The 15,647-nt window shown below is 53.1% G+C and carries 12 protein-coding genes; all 12 read left to right on the top strand.

Features of this window, described 5'->3' with window-relative positions; translation table 11 throughout:
* Positions 1-122 precede the first annotated feature (122 nt).
* Positions 123-1,040 carry an AraC family transcriptional regulator N-terminal domain-containing protein gene (locus AC0LWT_RS14310; RefSeq protein WP_474681932.1) on the top strand — a complete coding sequence of 306 codons (918 nt, stop codon included), beginning with the start codon at positions 123-125 and terminating at the stop codon, positions 1,038-1,040.
* An 80-nt stretch (positions 1,041-1,120) separates the two neighbouring features.
* Positions 1,121-4,201, top strand: a complete 3,081-nt coding sequence (locus AC0LWT_RS14305) for a hybrid sensor histidine kinase/response regulator (protein WP_474681931.1) — start codon at positions 1,121-1,123, stop codon at positions 4,199-4,201.
* The gene (locus tag AC0LWT_RS14300; protein WP_474681930.1) at positions 4,179-5,264 is read left to right on the top strand and encodes a response regulator; all 1,086 of its coding nucleotides are present in this window, start codon (positions 4,179-4,181) and stop codon (positions 5,262-5,264) included. Before AC0LWT_RS14305 ends, AC0LWT_RS14300 begins: the two co-directional genes overlap by 23 nt.
* Before the next feature lie 209 nt (positions 5,265-5,473).
* On the top strand, positions 5,474-7,939 hold the full coding sequence (locus tag AC0LWT_RS14295) for a X2-like carbohydrate binding domain-containing protein (protein WP_474681929.1): 2,466 nt from the start codon (positions 5,474-5,476) through the stop codon (positions 7,937-7,939).
* Positions 7,940-7,943: 4 nt separating this feature from the next.
* Positions 7,944-11,087: an InlB B-repeat-containing protein gene (locus AC0LWT_RS14290; RefSeq protein ID WP_474681928.1), complete on the top strand. Its 3,144-nt coding sequence runs from the start codon at positions 7,944-7,946 to the stop codon at positions 11,085-11,087.
* Positions 11,088-11,556: 469 nt separating this feature from the next.
* A complete protein-coding gene (locus tag AC0LWT_RS14285; protein ID WP_474681927.1) occupies positions 11,557-12,141 on the top strand; it encodes a TetR/AcrR family transcriptional regulator in 585 nt (194 codons plus the stop codon).
* 31 nt (positions 12,142-12,172) lie between these two features.
* The gene (locus AC0LWT_RS14280) at positions 12,173-12,847 is read left to right on the top strand and encodes a DUF6597 domain-containing transcriptional factor (RefSeq protein WP_474681926.1); all 675 of its coding nucleotides are present in this window, start codon (positions 12,173-12,175) and stop codon (positions 12,845-12,847) included.
* Positions 12,828-12,920, top strand: coding sequence for a helix-turn-helix domain-containing protein (locus tag AC0LWT_RS14275; RefSeq protein ID WP_474681925.1), 93 nt, complete (start codon positions 12,828-12,830; stop codon positions 12,918-12,920). The genes AC0LWT_RS14280 and AC0LWT_RS14275 overlap by 20 nt, the downstream gene beginning before the upstream one ends.
* Before the next feature lie 100 nt (positions 12,921-13,020).
* On the top strand, positions 13,021-13,398 hold the full coding sequence (locus tag AC0LWT_RS14270) for a VOC family protein (protein ID WP_474681924.1): 378 nt from the start codon (positions 13,021-13,023) through the stop codon (positions 13,396-13,398).
* Between the two features lie 74 nt (positions 13,399-13,472).
* Entirely contained in the window at positions 13,473-14,342 is an 870-nt protein-coding gene (locus AC0LWT_RS14265; protein ID WP_474681923.1) for a helix-turn-helix domain-containing protein, read from the top strand.
* A 227-nt stretch (positions 14,343-14,569) separates the two neighbouring features.
* The gene (locus tag AC0LWT_RS14260) at positions 14,570-15,145 is read left to right on the top strand and encodes a nitroreductase family protein (RefSeq protein ID WP_474681922.1); all 576 of its coding nucleotides are present in this window, start codon (positions 14,570-14,572) and stop codon (positions 15,143-15,145) included.
* Between the two features lie 16 nt (positions 15,146-15,161).
* Positions 15,162-15,428: a hypothetical protein gene (locus AC0LWT_RS14255; protein WP_474681921.1), complete on the top strand. Its 267-nt coding sequence runs from the start codon at positions 15,162-15,164 to the stop codon at positions 15,426-15,428.
* Positions 15,429-15,647: the final 219 nt, after the last annotated feature.

Genomic DNA, 15,647 nt, shown 5'->3' with positions numbered 1-15,647 from the left:
TCAGTATGTAACAAATGAGATGTTATCCGGTAGCCGATTCCTGTTGAGTTATTGCATAATACTCCAAATCATAATAAAATGAAGCGAAAACGGAGCAAAGGAAGGAGGCTGTGACGATAAAAATGGCATTGGATGACGAGATCATTAGACAGCAGAAAGAATTGGCTTTGATTATTGATCGTTATAGTGAAGGAACGCATTCTACAGCCATTTCTTCATTGAAGTTCATTCGCTCTAATGGAGAATCTCAACCGGTCTATTCGATCTATAATCCATCATTGTGTATTGTTGCACAAGGATCGAAATTGATTATGCTAGGTCAAGAGAGTTATCGATATAATCCAGCGTCCTACCTGGTTGCCTCCGTACATTTGCCGATTACCGGACAAATCATCCAAGCCACTCCACAGCATCCTTACCTCAGTCTTCAACTGGATTTTAGTACGGATCAGATTGTTGATATGATCAAGGAGTTCAATACAGAATGGAATCATAAGGAAGGTTCGAGGCGCGGCCTGATGGTAAGTAAAACTAGTCCGTCTCTTCTCGATGCTGTATTGAGGTTAGTCCGTCTTTTATATACACCTCAGGATATTCCTGCTCTTGCTCCTCTAATAATCCGTGAAATTCTTTATCGGATTTTACAGGATGAACAGGGAGCTTCCGTCTTACAGTTCGCCGTGGCCGGCAGTAATGCCCAACGGATCGCAAAAGTGATTAATCTTATTAACCGCGATTTCGCTAAGCCTTTGCGTATTGATGAGCTAGCTGCGGCTGCAAGCATGAGTGCATCTTCATTGCACTCTCATTTCAAAGAAGTTACTGCAATGAGCCCCTTGCAATATCAAAAACAAGTAAGATTGCAGGAGGCTCGCCGTTTATTGCTTTCAGATATTCCGGAAGCTGCAAATGCCGGATTCCAAGTGGGCTATGAAAGTCCTTCCCAGTTCAGCCGCGAATATGCTCGAATGTTCGGTCTGCCCCCATTAAGTGATATCAAACGTCTTCGTGAGTCTATATCCTTACAAGACTCTAAGTAATGGGAAACACCATCCACCCAGTGAGAAAAGGTGGATGGTGTTTTCGAATCTTCTCTTTTAACAGGAAGGAACACGTCCCCATGAGAAAACAATTGTTCGTGCTGATCGGCATGATCGTTGTCTTTGCCGTAACCACCTCTCTCACTATCTATGAATGGCTCCATCCCGATGCGGATTACCCCGAGGCGCGGGCGGGCGTGCTGGACGCCAGAGATTGGGATTTTGCGCAGCAGGGAATTATTCCGCTTCGGGGGGAATGGGAATTTTACAAGGACCGGCTGCTGACGCCAGGCGACTTCGCCGGTCATGAAGAGGAGCTGCAAGGTCAGCGGAGGCTGTTGAGCGTCCCCGGCGACTGGAAGGGCAGCGTATCGGCCAGCGGCTTCGGCGCGGGTACATATCGGCTTCGGGTGGAAGTAAGCGATTCCGATTTTTACAGCCTGAGAGCGAAGAAAATCCGCATGTCCAGCCGCATCTATATGGCGGGCGACGATCTTGGGGGCTCCGGGCGTCCCGCTTTGGCAGTTGACCGTTTTGTTCCAAGCAACCTGCCGTTTTTCGGGACGGTTAAGGCCGAGAGCCATACGATCGAGATTATCATTCAGGTGGCGAGCTATCGTTATCTGCAAGGCGGGCTCGTGCAAGCGCCGGAGTTCGGGTTGACGGATACGGTGCAGAACCGGCGGGACAACGCCCGCATGGCCGACATGATTCTCATCACAACGCTTCTGGTTTTCGGTATTTATTTCGCAGGCATGTTCAGACAATGGAGCAGGGAACCGTACCTGATCTTTTTCAGTCTGTTTTGTCTGTCCCTGGGTCTGTTCTTTGGTATCGATGACGAGATTGTCGTGGCCTCGCTGCTGCCGACGATCTCCTTTCCGCTGCTGCAGAAGCTGCTCTTCATCCTGCCGTCGCTGTCGATTCTGTTCTTTATTCATTACGTGCGTCTCTATCTGGACGATAAGCCCGGCAGATGGCTGAAGGGGTTTCTGCGTGTTTGTTATGTGTTTATGGCTGTTCTGGTCGTGATTCCTAACGAGTATCTGGTACCGATCCTATTGCCCGGTATCCTGATGCAGATGCTGGCCTTCGGTTTCATTTTTACGTTTATTTTCCGCAATCTCCATCATGGTGTAAGGATCTATTATATTCTGCTCGGGGCATTTTTCCTCATTTTCAGCTGGGTGTTTGCCCAGACTCGCTATCAGCTGGCGCTGGACAGCCCGTACTATATGATTGTAACGCTGCTGTTGGTGGTATTGTCGCAATCGTTCCTCATGACCGACCGGATACGTACGGCTTACTTGCGGATCGAGCGGCTGGCCGAGCAATTACTGATCTACGACCGGCAGAAGGACGAATTCCTGGCCAAAACATCGCATGAGCTTCGGACGCCGCTGCACGGCATCGTCAATCTGTCGCAATCACTGCTCGACAACACCGACGCTCCGCTTGCGTCCGGGCATCGCGACAATATCCGGCTGCTGAATCTAATCGGACGGCGGCTAGCCGGGCTCGTGAACGACATTCTCGATATGAACCGGATTCGCTACGGCGAGCTGCGGGTGCAGCCGAAGCCGGTGGACCTGTACATCTCAACCGCCTTCGTGATGGAGACGCTGTCGATCGCACCGGTCAAAAGCGGAGTTCGGTTCGCTAACGAGCTGCCGCCGGGGCTGCCCCTTGTTCTGGCCGATGAGAACCGGCTGCGGCAAATTTTGCATAATTTATTGGAAAACGGATTGAAGTACACCGACCATGGAACAGTGTCCATATCGGCTCAGAGACAGGGAGAGAGGTTGTTCGTCACGATCAGTGACACCGGCAGGGGGATACCGCCGGAGATCATGGGCGATCTATTTCATCCTTTCTTCCAATACGACGAGGAAGGCGCTCGCTCGCGTGACGGCATCGGGCTCGGGCTGAGCATCTCGAAGCAGCTTGTCGAATTGCAGGGCGGCGTCATGCGGGTGGAATCCGAGGTGGGACGAGGCTCGCGGTTCACGTTCACGCTTGCGGTTGCCGGAGGCGTGGAGAACGAGGCGGCTGCGTCCGCGGAATATGCGGATTACACCGAATATGCCGAATACGCGGAATTCGGGGAGAATCCGATGCTGCGCTCCGCAGTCGGGGTGGGCGGTGACGGTGGCGGGGAGGCTTTTCACATACTGATCGTCGACGACGAGCCCTCCAACCTGAAGGTGGCGATGGACGCGATCGCCTCCATGAAGCATACATATACGGCGGTGGGGAGCGGGGAGGAGGCGCTCGAAGCGCTTCGGAGCAGCAAGCCGGATCTGGTGCTGCTGGACCTGATGATGCCCGGCGTGTCCGGCCTGGACATTTGCCGGGATATTCGGACGCTGCACGGGTTGGCCGAGCTCCCGGTGCTCATGTTGACCGCGTCCGGGCAGACGGGGGATATTCTCGCCGCCTTTGCAGCCGGGGCCAACGATATTTTGCAGAAGCCGTTCGAGATTGCGGAGCTCAAGGCCCGCGTCCAGTCGCTGCTGGCGATGAAAAGCTCCTCGGAGCAGGCCGTGCGACGGGAGATGGATTTTTTGCAGACCCAGATTACGCCGCACTTCCTATACAACAGCCTGAACGCACTGGTCGGGCTGAGCTATAAGGATGTGGACAAGCTGCGTGAGACGATTCAGCATCTGACCACCTATCTTCGCGCCAAGTTCACGTTCATCTTCCAGGGCGAGGCGGTCCCGCTGGAACGGGAATTGGAGCTGGTCCGCGCCTACCTGGCGATTGAGCAGCTTCGCTTCGGCCAGCGGCTCCAGGTCCGGTATACGATTGACGAAAGTGCGCGCAGCCTTCTGCCGCCGCTGACCCTCCAGCCCATCGTAGAGAATGCCGTCCGCCACGGCATCGGGCCGAAGCCCGAGGGAGGAACGGTGGACATCATCGTCTGCAAGAGCGCGGACGGCGTGGAGATTGTCGTTGAGGATGACGGCGTCGGGATGGACGCGGACAAGCTGGCGCAGTTGGAGGAAAGGCATACCGGCGGCATCGGGATCGGCAATGTCAACCGCCGGCTGCAAATGAGATACGGGCGGAAGCTGGAGATTGTCAGCAGCCCGGGTACCGGTACCCGAATTACGATCTTTTTGACGGAGGAGCATTATGTGGAGAGCCATTCTGATTGACGATGAAGAAATCGCGCTTGATGTACTGGAGATCAAGCTGAACGAGATCGGCGGCATGGCGGTCGTCGGCAAATTCCAACTGATCGCCGAAGCGCTTCGCCAATGCGAGACCTTGCGCCCGGATCTCATTTTCCTGGACATCGAGATGCCGGGAATGAACGGATTGGAGGCCGCCGAGGCGCTGCTCGCCCGTTGTCCGGACGCCGAAGTGATCTACGTGACAGCCTACCACCAGTATGCGGTGGATGCGTACGATACGGAAGCGATCGGATATCTGCTCAAGCCGGTCGCCAAGGATAAGCTGCTCAAAACGCTAGCGCGCTACGAGAAATTGCAAGCCAAAAAGCGGGGCCAAGGCGGCGAACAGGCTGGACCGGATAGAAAGGGCGCGCCGGAGGGGCCCGATGCAGAGAAGCCGGCGTTGTCGCTGAAGGTGCTGGGAAGCATGGAGCTGTATACCTCGGACGGCCGTCTGTTGACCTGGCGCACCCGCAAGACCAAGGAGCTGTTCGCTTTTCTCTGGCATCATCGGGGACAGCCGGTCTACAAGTATGCCATACTGGAGCATTTATGGCCGAACGATCAAGCGGAGCGGGGGCAGAAGCTGCTGCATACGTCGCTCTATTACTTGCGGAGCATGTTCAAGTCGGAGGGCTACGGGGAGATCGTCCGGTACCGCGACGAGCGGTACTGGCTCGACCCGGCGGTCATGCTTAGCGACCTGGAAGAGCTGCTGAAAGGACTGGAGTCGGGCCTTCGCGGGGAAGGCGGGCAGAAGGCAGTGGCGCTGTACGGAGGCGACTATCTGGAGACCGATCATTATCACTGGGCGGACGCCTACCGGCTCGAGCTGCGCTCCGCCTTCATAGTCGGCCTTCTTGCCTCCCTGGGCGAAGCCGGAAATGAGTCCAGGGTCATGCTGCTGCGCAAGCTGATTGAGCTGGAGCCGGGACGGGAGGAATATTACGATCTGCTGGCGGATGTGCATGAACGAATCGGCGATAGGGCCGGCGCCCGTCAAGCGCAAGCCATGAAAGAGCGGATACTGCTGGAGGAGAATTAGCGCGGAAGCGTGCTTGTATTCGATAGGAAACGGTTATCGGGTGTTTATCCGATGGCCGTTTTTTGTCGTTTTTTAGGGAATGTTGTAAAAATGTTGAGAACCGCTTTGTTACACTGGAGATGCCGGTTGGCATAATCAACCAGGTCCCCTTCTCAGGTCCCGGCAACGGGTCCGGATCGGGCTAAATCGAAAAGGAGTGAAGAAAGACAATGGCGGCGCTCAAAAAATGGCTTTCAATTATGCTGGCTTTCGTGATCATAGGAGCCATGATTCCGCAGTATGCGACAGCCGGTTCGTACGGCTGGGATCTCCGGAGTCCTTTGCCCACGCGCAATACGTTTAACGCCGTGGCTTACGTCAACAACATGTTCGTGGCGGTGGGAGAAAACGGGACGATTGCAACTTCCACAGACGGAATAACCTGGAGCAGCCAAAGAAGCAATTCCAACGCTATTCTTAACGGGGTTACTTATGGGAATGGCAAATATGTGGCGGTGGGAAACTGGGGGTATATCCTCACTTCAACCGATGGGGTCATATGGTCAAGTCAGCAAGTCGGCACCACCAATCTTCTGGGTGTCGCTTTCGGTGGAGGCAAGTTTGTGGCGGTGGGAGGGTCGGGAAAGATTCTGGTCTCAAGCGACGCATCTTCATGGACAGAAATAACAGGCGTTACAACGGATAGGCTCATGGCCATCACCTATGGCAACGGCTGGTTTCTTGCGACAGGAGCGTCCCCAACACGGGTGATCTCGGATGACGGGGTGACTTGGACTGACGGGGGCGCTTATACGAATTGGGAAGGATATACCGGCGTTGCCTACGGCAACAACAAGTATGTGGTGGTAGGCAGTCAGGGAGGGATTATTTATTCGACTTTTCTCTCGAGAACTAACTGGCAGGCGTGGGCAATTGGCAAGAACAGGGGCAGCGCCGCCATAGACGGTTTCTCTGGCGTCACTTATGGGAATGGCAAGTATGTCGCGGTGGGGATCGGTGGTAAGGTCTACACTGCCTCCAACTACGCAAACGACTGGCAAGCGCAGAGCAGTGGTACGACCAACAATCTGAATGCTGTGACCTATGGCAACAACATCTTTGTGGCGGTGGGCATTTATGGGTCGATCCTGACTTCTGCCGACGGTGTGACATGGACGAGTCGGATTCAAGGCACGACACAGCCCGTTCGAGGCATCGGTTTCTTCAATAACAAATTCGTGGGAGTAGGGTATTACGGAACGCTCCTGACTTCCAGCGACGGTGCGTTATGGCAGAAGCAAGCAATGGATTCGTCGATCAGTCTTGAAGACGTTAGCTATGGCAACGGCACATACGTGGCGTTAGGATCTGGCGGCAGAATCATGACTTCAACGGACGGAACAACCTGGACAAGTCAAGCGTCAGGCGGCGCGTGGACGGATTCTTATTATGGCTTGAGCTACGGCGAGGGGAAATTTGTAGCGGTCAAATATGGAGGCAAAATCCGGACCTCGCTTGACGGAGCAACCTGGACTGAAGTCACGAGTCCCACGACGAACACGCTCAATGGCATCAGCTATAGTCGTCATCTGTTTGTGGCGGTAGGCGCCGGAGGCACGGTCATCACTTCGCCAGATGGAGAGAACTGGACGCTGCAAACGAGCGGCACACAAGTCAATCTTAAAAGCATCGGCTACGGCAACGGCAAGTTTGTAGCGGTGGGAGATACCGGAACGATCCTGACCTCAACCAACGGTGTGGATTGGGTCGCGCAAACCAGCGGAATACAGAGCATACTTAACGGCGTGGGCTACGGTAATGGCGCTTTTGTAACCGTGGGAAAAGACGGGGTTATTTTAACCTCGACCGACGGCATGAATTGGACGCCGCTGGCGAGCGGTACCCAGGAAGAACTTAACAAAGTCAGTTACGGCAACAACACCTATGTGGTGGTGGGTCAGAACGGAATCATTCTAAAGCGAACCGTGCAGCCGAACAGCACAATCGATCCGTCCGGCGCAAGCTTCGATAAGTATGCCTCGTCTGCGGATTATACCGATGTGAATGTTACGCTGTCCTTGAATGGAAATACACTGACCGGCATCAGTAACCAATCCTCGGTGCTGGGAGCGGGCGTGGACTATACGGTAAGCGGAAATACGGTGACGATCAAGAAGGAGTATTTGGCCGCGCAATCGGTTGGGACGACGAGGTTGGCCTTCACGTTCAGTGCGGGAACGGCGCAGACACTGGAGATTGCGGTCAGCGACTCAACGCCGCAGAATGCGACGGTGAGCTACGCGCCCGGGGATCATGGCACGATCAACAGAACGAGCGAGCAGGTGACGATCGGAGGGCATCCTGCGGAGGTGCCGGCGGTTACCCCTGCCAACGGCTACCGATTTGCAGGCTGGAGCAGTGACGGAGGGCTTACAAAGCTCAACAGCCAGCAGGTAGCGGCCACGACAGTAACGGCGGACGTTCTGTACACGGCGTACTATTCGAAGATCGTCATGGGCGATGCGGATGGAAGCGGGTCCGTAACCCCTGCCGATGCGCTGCTCCTGACCCAGCATATCAAGGGCAAGATCACGCTGACGCCGGAGCAATTGCAAGGACTGGACATGAACGGTGACGGGCGATGGGACGAAGCCGATGTAAAAGCAATTCTCGCGATCGTTGCAGGAAAGGGCTGATGAAATGCATTGGAAGAAACTGATTTCGATCATACTTGCTGTCAGCATGATACTGTCTTTCAGTACGCTGGCGGCCGGCGCACCGGACCCGAAGAACTCTCTCAAGGTAAGCAGTGCGGAAGGTAGTCCGGGAGGTACCGTTGAAGCGGCAGTATATCTGACGCCGATCGACTTAATTAACCAATATGACATTACGATCTCATTCGATCCCGGGTCACTGGAGCTGGTGCAGGGAAATGAAATTACCAACAATTTAGGCGTTAATCAAAATGGCGATACCTTCGTGCCGGATTTCTCCAATGCCGGTACGGTCAACGTACGAGCCAATCTGGTCGAATACTCCATCATGACTGATAATACGAAAGTATTCACCCTTCATTTCAAAATCAAAAATACCGCACAGCCTGGGGAACTGGCGCTGAATGTGCCCAAGCACGATCTCTATGAGGGGGGAAACCTCCCATTGACAAATGTGGAAGCGGGCAAGATCAACGTGATTGCCGGAACTCGCACCGTGACGTTCGATTCGCAGGGAGGCAGCGGGGTTGACAGCATCACCCATGTGAGCGCCGGCACGACGATTGGCGAGCCGGCGGCGCCGGCAAGGGCCGGCTACACGTTCGCAGGCTGGTACAAGGAAGCGGAAGGGAGGAACGCGTGGAATTTTGCCGTGGATACCGTAACGTCCGATGTGATGCTCTATGCGAAGTGGACGCGGAACGCGGCACATATTGAGATCGGCGCAAAGAGCGGAACACCGGGGTCAACGGTTAACGTGCCGGTAACGGTAGCCAGCTCGACGTATGGAATCGGGGCTTACGGCGTACAAATCGACTTTGACTCGGCAGCGTTGGAAGTAACGAAGATTACGGGAGAAGCGGGAGACTACTTCGACTCCAACTACGATAACGGCACGGGCTGGCTAAAAGCCGTGTGGGCGGACAGTGATGCCGGAGATACGCCGATTGCAGCGGGAGAGAAGCTGTTCACTGTCAGCTTCAAAATCAAGAGCGGGACGACAGCGGGGGACAAGCCGTTGACGGTGCGGACTGAAGATTTGAGCCATTTCTCAATCTCGGATTCGCTAGCAAACGAAATGGAAGCAACACTGACGACCGGCAAGGTCACGGTGAGCGAAGGACCGGTGCAGTACACGATCAGCTTCGATACGCAGGGAGGCAGCGTGGTTAGCGGCATTACCGTAAACAGCGGTACGACCATCAGCGAGCCGACAGCGCCGACGAAAGCCGGTTATACGTTCGCTGGCTGGTATAAGGATGCGGCATGGACGAATGCGTGGAACTTTGCAGCGGATACGGTAACGTCCAATGTGACGCTATATGCGAAGTGGACGGCGATTCCGGCAGGTCAATACACCGTGACGTTCAATACGTATGGAGGCAGCGTGGTTAGCGGCATTACCGTAAACAGCGGTACGACCATCAGCGAGCCGACAGCGCCGACGAAGGCTGGCTATACGTTCGCAGGCTGGTACAAGGATGCGGCGTGGACGAATGCGTGGAATTTTGCAGCGGATACGGTAACGGCTGGTGTGACACTCTATGCGAAGTGGACGGCGATTCCGGCAGTTCAATACACCGTGACGTTCGATATGCAGGGAGGCAGCGTGGTTAGCGGCATTACCGTAAACAGCGGTGCGACCATCAACAAGCCGACAGCGCCGACGAAGGCCGGTTATACGTTCGCAGGGTGGTACAAGGACGCGGCGTGGACGAATGCGTGGAACTTTGCGACGGATACGGTAACGTCCAATGTGACGCTCTATGCGAAGTGGACGAGCAATTCTTCGGACAGCTCGGGTTCGGGCAATTCTTCATCTTCTTCTTCGACCAATTCAAGCGCAACCGTCGAGAAGCAAGATGGCCTGCAAGTCATCGTCGACGGCGTGGTGAAAGAGCAAATTGCCACAGGCGCAATTGCCAAGGAGAACGGCAAGAACGTGCTGACGGCCACTGTCGACCAAGCCAAGCTGGTTGAACAGTTGAAACTTGCGGCAGACAAATCCACCGTGGTCGTTCCTGTGACTGCCAGTGTGGAGAAGGTGTCGGTTGTATTGACCGGCGACGCGGTGAAGAGCATGGCAACCAAGCAGGTAGTCCTGGAGGTACAGACGCCAAACGGTATCTACAAGCTGCCGGCGCAGCAAGTCGCTATCGACGAGGTTTCCTCCAAACTGGGAACACAGGTCGGGTTGTCGAACATCGTCGTTCATGTGGACATTGCCAAGAGCGATGAATCCGTGGCGGATCTCGCAAAGACTGCGGCGATTCAAGGAAAGTATGAAATCGTGGTTCCGCCTGTCAATTTTAAGGTGACGGCCTCTTACAACGGCAAAACGGTAAGCGTGGAGCACTTCAGCAGCTACGTGGAACGCGAAATTCCGCTTCCCGACGGCCTCGACCCAAGCAAGGTGACAACGGCTGCGGTAGTGAATCCGGATGGCAGCGTTCGCCATGTTCCAACCTTCATCACGACTCGGGCAGGAAAGCATTATGCGGTAGTGAACAGTCTCACGAACAGCGACTATTCACTGATCTGGAATCCGAAGACATTTGTGGATGTAGAGGGGCATTGGTCGAAGCAGGCCGTGAACGATATGGCCTCGCGGATGATTGTCAAGGGTGTGGATGCGTACCGCTATAACCCGGATGCTTCTATTACGCGGGCGGAATTCGCGGCGATTGTCGTACGGTCGTTGGGCTTGGCCGACAACGGCAGCAGCAGCGCATTCACCGATATCAAGCCCGGCGATTGGTATGCGGGGGCCGTAGCCAAGGCTGCGGAGTATGGCTTGATCGAAGGCTACAAGAACGGGATGTTCGATCCCGCTCAGACCATTAACCGGCAGGAAGCATTGGTGATCATGGCCCGGGCGATGAAGCTGGCGGGGCTAGAGACAGCTGCGAGTGATGCAGAATCCTTGCTGTCCCCGTTCGCAGACCGGGGGGCGGTAGCTTCTTGGGCGAAGCCGGCTGTTGCTGCGGCCGTGAAGAACGGTCTTGTGAAGGGCTCGTCGGAAGGATTGGAGCCAATGGGCAATCTGACCCGGGCCGAGACTGCGGCGATTGTACAACGGTTCTTGATCAAAGCCAAGCTGATCGACAACGGGAACGCCACTCAAGGTTAAGCTGAAAAAAGCGCGGCAGCACCGGAGCGAAGACAGCGGCGCTAGAGTATCGAGAAAGTCGCGACACTTTATCGGCGCAGCCGGAGGGTGCTTGACGTGAAGCGGCTTGGCAAACGTAAAAGCCTGCGAAAGTGCAGGCTTTTTCCGTGCATGAAGCTCTTTTTGAGGAAAAGCCTGCAATTGTGCGGAATTCCCGATTAAAATGGGGCTGAGCTCGTGCAGCAGCAAAAAAACCTGCACATGTGCAGGAATATTTCGCTGCAGGCGTATCCGCGAGCAAAAACCTGCACATTTGCAGGCTTTCTCCACGTTAAGCAGATGTGCTATCTCCTGCGTGCGAGTTTTTCAACAGTCTGGCGTCACTACGATAATGTAGTGGCGTTTTCTTTTTATTTCATTTTTAGTATACTGAACGTATAGTTTATGTACCTGTTGTTCAAACATGCAGCCCAAAAAAGGGGAGGGTTCGGTGCAAGAAAAAGGAAAAAGAGGGCGTCCGCGTAATGTTGAAACGCAAAAGTCGATCCTGACCGCTTCTTATGATCTCTTATTGGAAAATGGATTTGGAGCGGTCACGGTAGAAAAAATTGCTGATCGTGCCAAGGTCAGCAAAGCTACGATTTATAAATGGTGGCCTAACAAGGCCGCCGTGGTGATGGATGGTTTTATGTCTGCCGCTGCGGCAAGACTGCCCGTGCCTGACACAGGTTCAGTATTCGATGATATTCTCATTCATGCCACGAATTTAGCCCGGTTCTTGACAAGTCGGGAGGGTATGGTGATTGCGGAATTAATCGGTGAGGGGCAGATTGATTCAGGATTGGCGGAGGAATATCGGGCCCGATATTTCCGGCCTCGCCGGCTTGAGGCCCGGCAACTTATGGAGCGGGGAGTTCAACGCGGGGAATTGAAGAATAATCTCGATACCGAATTAAGCACGGATCTCATTTACGGACCGATTTTTTATCGCTTGCTGGTAACAGGTGAAAAATTGGACGATTCATATGTCCAGCATTTGGTCACTAGCGCATTTGAAGGAATCCGCTCGCCCTGAACTTATGAAGTTTGGAGGTGCCATATAAACAATGATGCAGCGATACCGCCCCGTGCAGCCGCCCGGACTTCAGCACGATATGCTCCCTGCAGGCTTCAGCTACCGGGAATATGCGCCCTGCGAGAAGCTGGCTGCGTGTATTGCCTGTTTTTGGACCATAGATTCCCATGCATCCGCAGTGAACCGTATCATACCTGACGGCTGCGTAGACATGATTATCGACCGACACTCTGCCTCTGCCCGGAAGGCCGCGTTTATCGAAGGCTTGATGACCCGATATGAGGTAATGAGCTTTTCGGAGCCGCAATCTCTATTTGGCATCCGCTTTTATCCGGAGATGGCGCAGTGCCTGCTGCAATGTCCAGTCACCGTTTTTATCGGTCATCATGTCTATCTGGAGGAAGTTTGGGGAGCCAAAGCGCTGGAGATGGTCGAAGGGATTCTGTCCGCTTTGACCGTGAGGGATATGATCGACGTCGCAGAACGCACATTCCTTCGCTTGCTCTCCAATAGCGACGATTCCTCAGATCGGCTGCTGCTTGCCGGCATGCAATACTTGTATGCTAGCAAAGGGACGATTTCAATGTCGGCGTTGGCGGACAAGCTGAGTTTCAGCGAACGGGACATCAGGAGAACCTTCGATCGTGAGCTTGGTTTAGGTCCGAAGGAAATCGCAAGCCATTGCGATGAAATACGGCTATTATGATCAATCGCATTTCATTAAGAGCTTCAAGCGCTTTTACGGCTTATTGCCTACACAATTGTCGAAAACGGACTGAACAGGTCCGTTTTTTACTATTTATTCTTAGCGGAAACAGTTATATTAATCATTGAATCCATGGAAAGCCGGGATCTAATAAAAAGCAGGAGATGATACCAATGGGAATCAAGCTCGATATGGTCGGCATTGTGACGAAGGATATGAAGAAGGCGCTGGATTTTTATCGTTTGCTCGGCCTCGAAATTCCGGAAAGTGCAAATAGCCAAGTGCATGTAGATGTGCAGCAAAACGGTTTCCAGCTGGCCTTCGACACGCGGGAAATCATTGAAGATGTGTACGGCGGATGGGAGGAACCTTCCGGACATCGAATTGAGTTGGCCTTTCTGTGCGGCAGCCGCGATGCGGTAGACGAGCTGTACACTAAAATTACGGAGCATGGATACAGTTGTCACCGCGAGCCCTGGGACGCCGTGTGGGGACAACGATACGCGATCGTGAAAGACCCCGACGGCAATCTAGTCAGTTTGTTCGCCTAAACTTCATTGCATTGATTGTGAGAATTGTTTTCGCTAAACTATTCTTTACATGTCGTTTGGATGAGGAGAAGACCATGAGCAAAACCGTTCCTATTATATCCGGCGTGTCGCTGCAAGCTCGCAATTTCAGGCTGCTGTCATTAAGTTTGGAACAGCTTACATATAATTCGGACGTACTTGCTCCGCATCGGCATGATTGTTTTGAAATCTTTTGGGCCACCGGCGGTTACGGGAAGTTTCAAATCGATTTTCAAAGGTACAGCTACTCTCCGCATTCACTCTGTCTGATTTCCCCCGGTCAAATTCACCGTTGGCTGGAAAATGAATCGGATGAGCCGCTTACAGGCCGCCTGCTTATCTTTTCCAAGGACATGCTCGCAGAAAATAATATAGATCAAGCGGACTGGAGCGCGGCATCTTTCTTCCATTTTATGGGCGGGCATCCGATCTACAATCTCAATCCCGATCAAGCTGCCGTTGTCCAGGACCTTTTTCGTTTATTGGAACGCGAACAGACGATGGGACTTAAAAATCGCGAAGCTGCCGTATGCAACTACGTGCAACTGCTGTTAATTGAAATTGGTCGAATTGGCGATAGCTGGCAGCAGACTCATAGGGAAGAAGCTGGATTTCGCCTGACCAAGCAATATCTTGCCGCAGTCGAATCTCATTTCCAAACGGTACATAGCGTATCGGATTATGCATCGATGCTTCATGTGACGACCAGCCATTTGATCGAATCGGTGAAGAAGACGCTGGGAAAATCGGCAGGCGAAGTGCTGCGCGAACGCCAATTGTTGGAAGCGAAACGTTTGCTGCGCTATTCAACGGCGTCTGTCGATGAGATCGCACATCAATTAAGCTACAGGGACCCTTCCTATTTCGGACGATTGTTCAAAAAAAATGTCGGAATGTCTCCGACTGTATTTCGTAAACAAGGCTGACACGTCATTCAGTCCGCTTTTTCTTTCCCGGCATGCTGTTGAAATTTTGAAAATAGCCGTCTTTCCGCTCATGCAACGGGAGGGCGGCTTTCTTCATATTCCAGACAAAATAGGCGATTAACCGGACTATTTATGGCACTTTCCCACCCGCCATTGACGTTGATAATGATTCTCGATTAAGATGTGACCAGAATCAGACATTGATTGCATTAGGGGGATGACAAACCGTGAGTTTGGAACATTTAATCAGGGAACGGCGAAGTATCCGGAAATTCAACAGCGTGCCGGTTTCGCAAGATTTGGTCATCAAGCTGCTGCAAAAAGCCGAACAACTGTGTCCTTATGATGGAGAAGCACGTTGGCGCTATGTCTATGCAGGTACTCCCGAAGCGCGGGAACGGTTGGCTGACTACTTAATGGAAAAAATGCAGGAAAGCAAAATGGCCAGACTGGTTCTGGGCAAGCTGGCCGAGAGCTATCGCAAGCGTTTTGTGGAGGTGCCTGCCAACGTCATTGTGATGGCAAAGGCGGATTCCGATCCGATCCAAAACGATGAAGCCTATGGGACCGTATGCCGTATCATGCAAAATTTTCAACTGCTTGGATGGGAGGAGCGGCTTGGAATGGTTTGGGTTACAGAACCCTATATACAAAATGAGCGATTCTTTAAGCGAATCGGATTGCAAGAAGGCGAACGGTTTGTCGGCATACTGCAGATCGGATACTTTGACAAGGCCCCAAAGGGCCGGGCGCGAACTCCTGCCGAACGCAAATGGACCGAATTCGTTCATAATCAAAATTAGAGGAGGATCAAATACGATGAAGCTGATGGATAGGCCTATTGGGCCGCTGCACGACCTCCGATTTGAAATGCGTCCGGTTCCGCAGGCACTTGTGCTGGCTTTGGAAAAGACGCTGGGTGTAAAGGTTTCTTTCTATGACTGGATGTTTGATCGCAGGTATTGCCAAAAGTTTGGCGTATCGGAAAAGGAGAGAATCGTGGCCGTACTTGATTTGGGGTTTTATCCGCAAATACCGGAAGCGGCGTCATCATCGTCTCCGTCTTTAAAATGGAGCTTGCTATAGAAATCGAAGCGCCAATCAAAACAACCGGGAAGGCTCTATGCCGCGCGGTTTTTGGTTGAAGGCGGTCGAACCTATCATGACCGGAGTCGGCCTGTGCTGCAGGTTGCAATCCGGTTTTTCGTATCATCCGCACGCCGAATCAGGCGTTTTTTTGCGTTTACAAAGAAAGAATTGACGTGAAAACGGTTTATAAATATAATAAAACGTATTAGCAAAACG

Source organism: Paenibacillus sp. sgz302164, from assembly GCF_056120505.1.
The sequence above is the reverse complement of the archived record's forward strand: the minus strand, read 5'-3'. Positions and strand labels throughout refer to the sequence as shown.

What these genes read in the sequence shown, in the direction of transcription:
- AC0LWT_RS14305 (WP_474681931.1), top strand. Translation starts at nt 1,121, where the DNA reads ATGAGAAAACAATTGTTCGTGCTGATCGGCATGATCGTTGTCTTTGCC.
- AC0LWT_RS14270 (WP_474681924.1), top strand. Translation starts at nt 13,021, where the DNA reads ATGGGAATCAAGCTCGATATGGTCGGCATTGTGACGAAGGATATGAAG.
- AC0LWT_RS14280 (WP_474681926.1), top strand. Translation starts at nt 12,173, where the DNA reads ATGATGCAGCGATACCGCCCCGTGCAGCCGCCCGGACTTCAGCACGAT.
- AC0LWT_RS14290 (WP_474681928.1), top strand. Translation starts at nt 7,944, where the DNA reads ATGCATTGGAAGAAACTGATTTCGATCATACTTGCTGTCAGCATGATA.
- AC0LWT_RS14255 (WP_474681921.1), top strand. Translation starts at nt 15,162, where the DNA reads ATGAAGCTGATGGATAGGCCTATTGGGCCGCTGCACGACCTCCGATTT.
- AC0LWT_RS14295 (WP_474681929.1), top strand. Translation starts at nt 5,474, where the DNA reads ATGGCGGCGCTCAAAAAATGGCTTTCAATTATGCTGGCTTTCGTGATC.
- AC0LWT_RS14275 (WP_474681925.1), top strand. Translation starts at nt 12,828, where the DNA reads ATGAAATACGGCTATTATGATCAATCGCATTTCATTAAGAGCTTCAAG.
- AC0LWT_RS14265 (WP_474681923.1), top strand. Translation starts at nt 13,473, where the DNA reads ATGAGCAAAACCGTTCCTATTATATCCGGCGTGTCGCTGCAAGCTCGC.
- AC0LWT_RS14310 (WP_474681932.1), top strand. Translation starts at nt 123, where the DNA reads ATGGCATTGGATGACGAGATCATTAGACAGCAGAAAGAATTGGCTTTG.
- AC0LWT_RS14300 (WP_474681930.1), top strand. Translation starts at nt 4,179, where the DNA reads ATGTGGAGAGCCATTCTGATTGACGATGAAGAAATCGCGCTTGATGTA.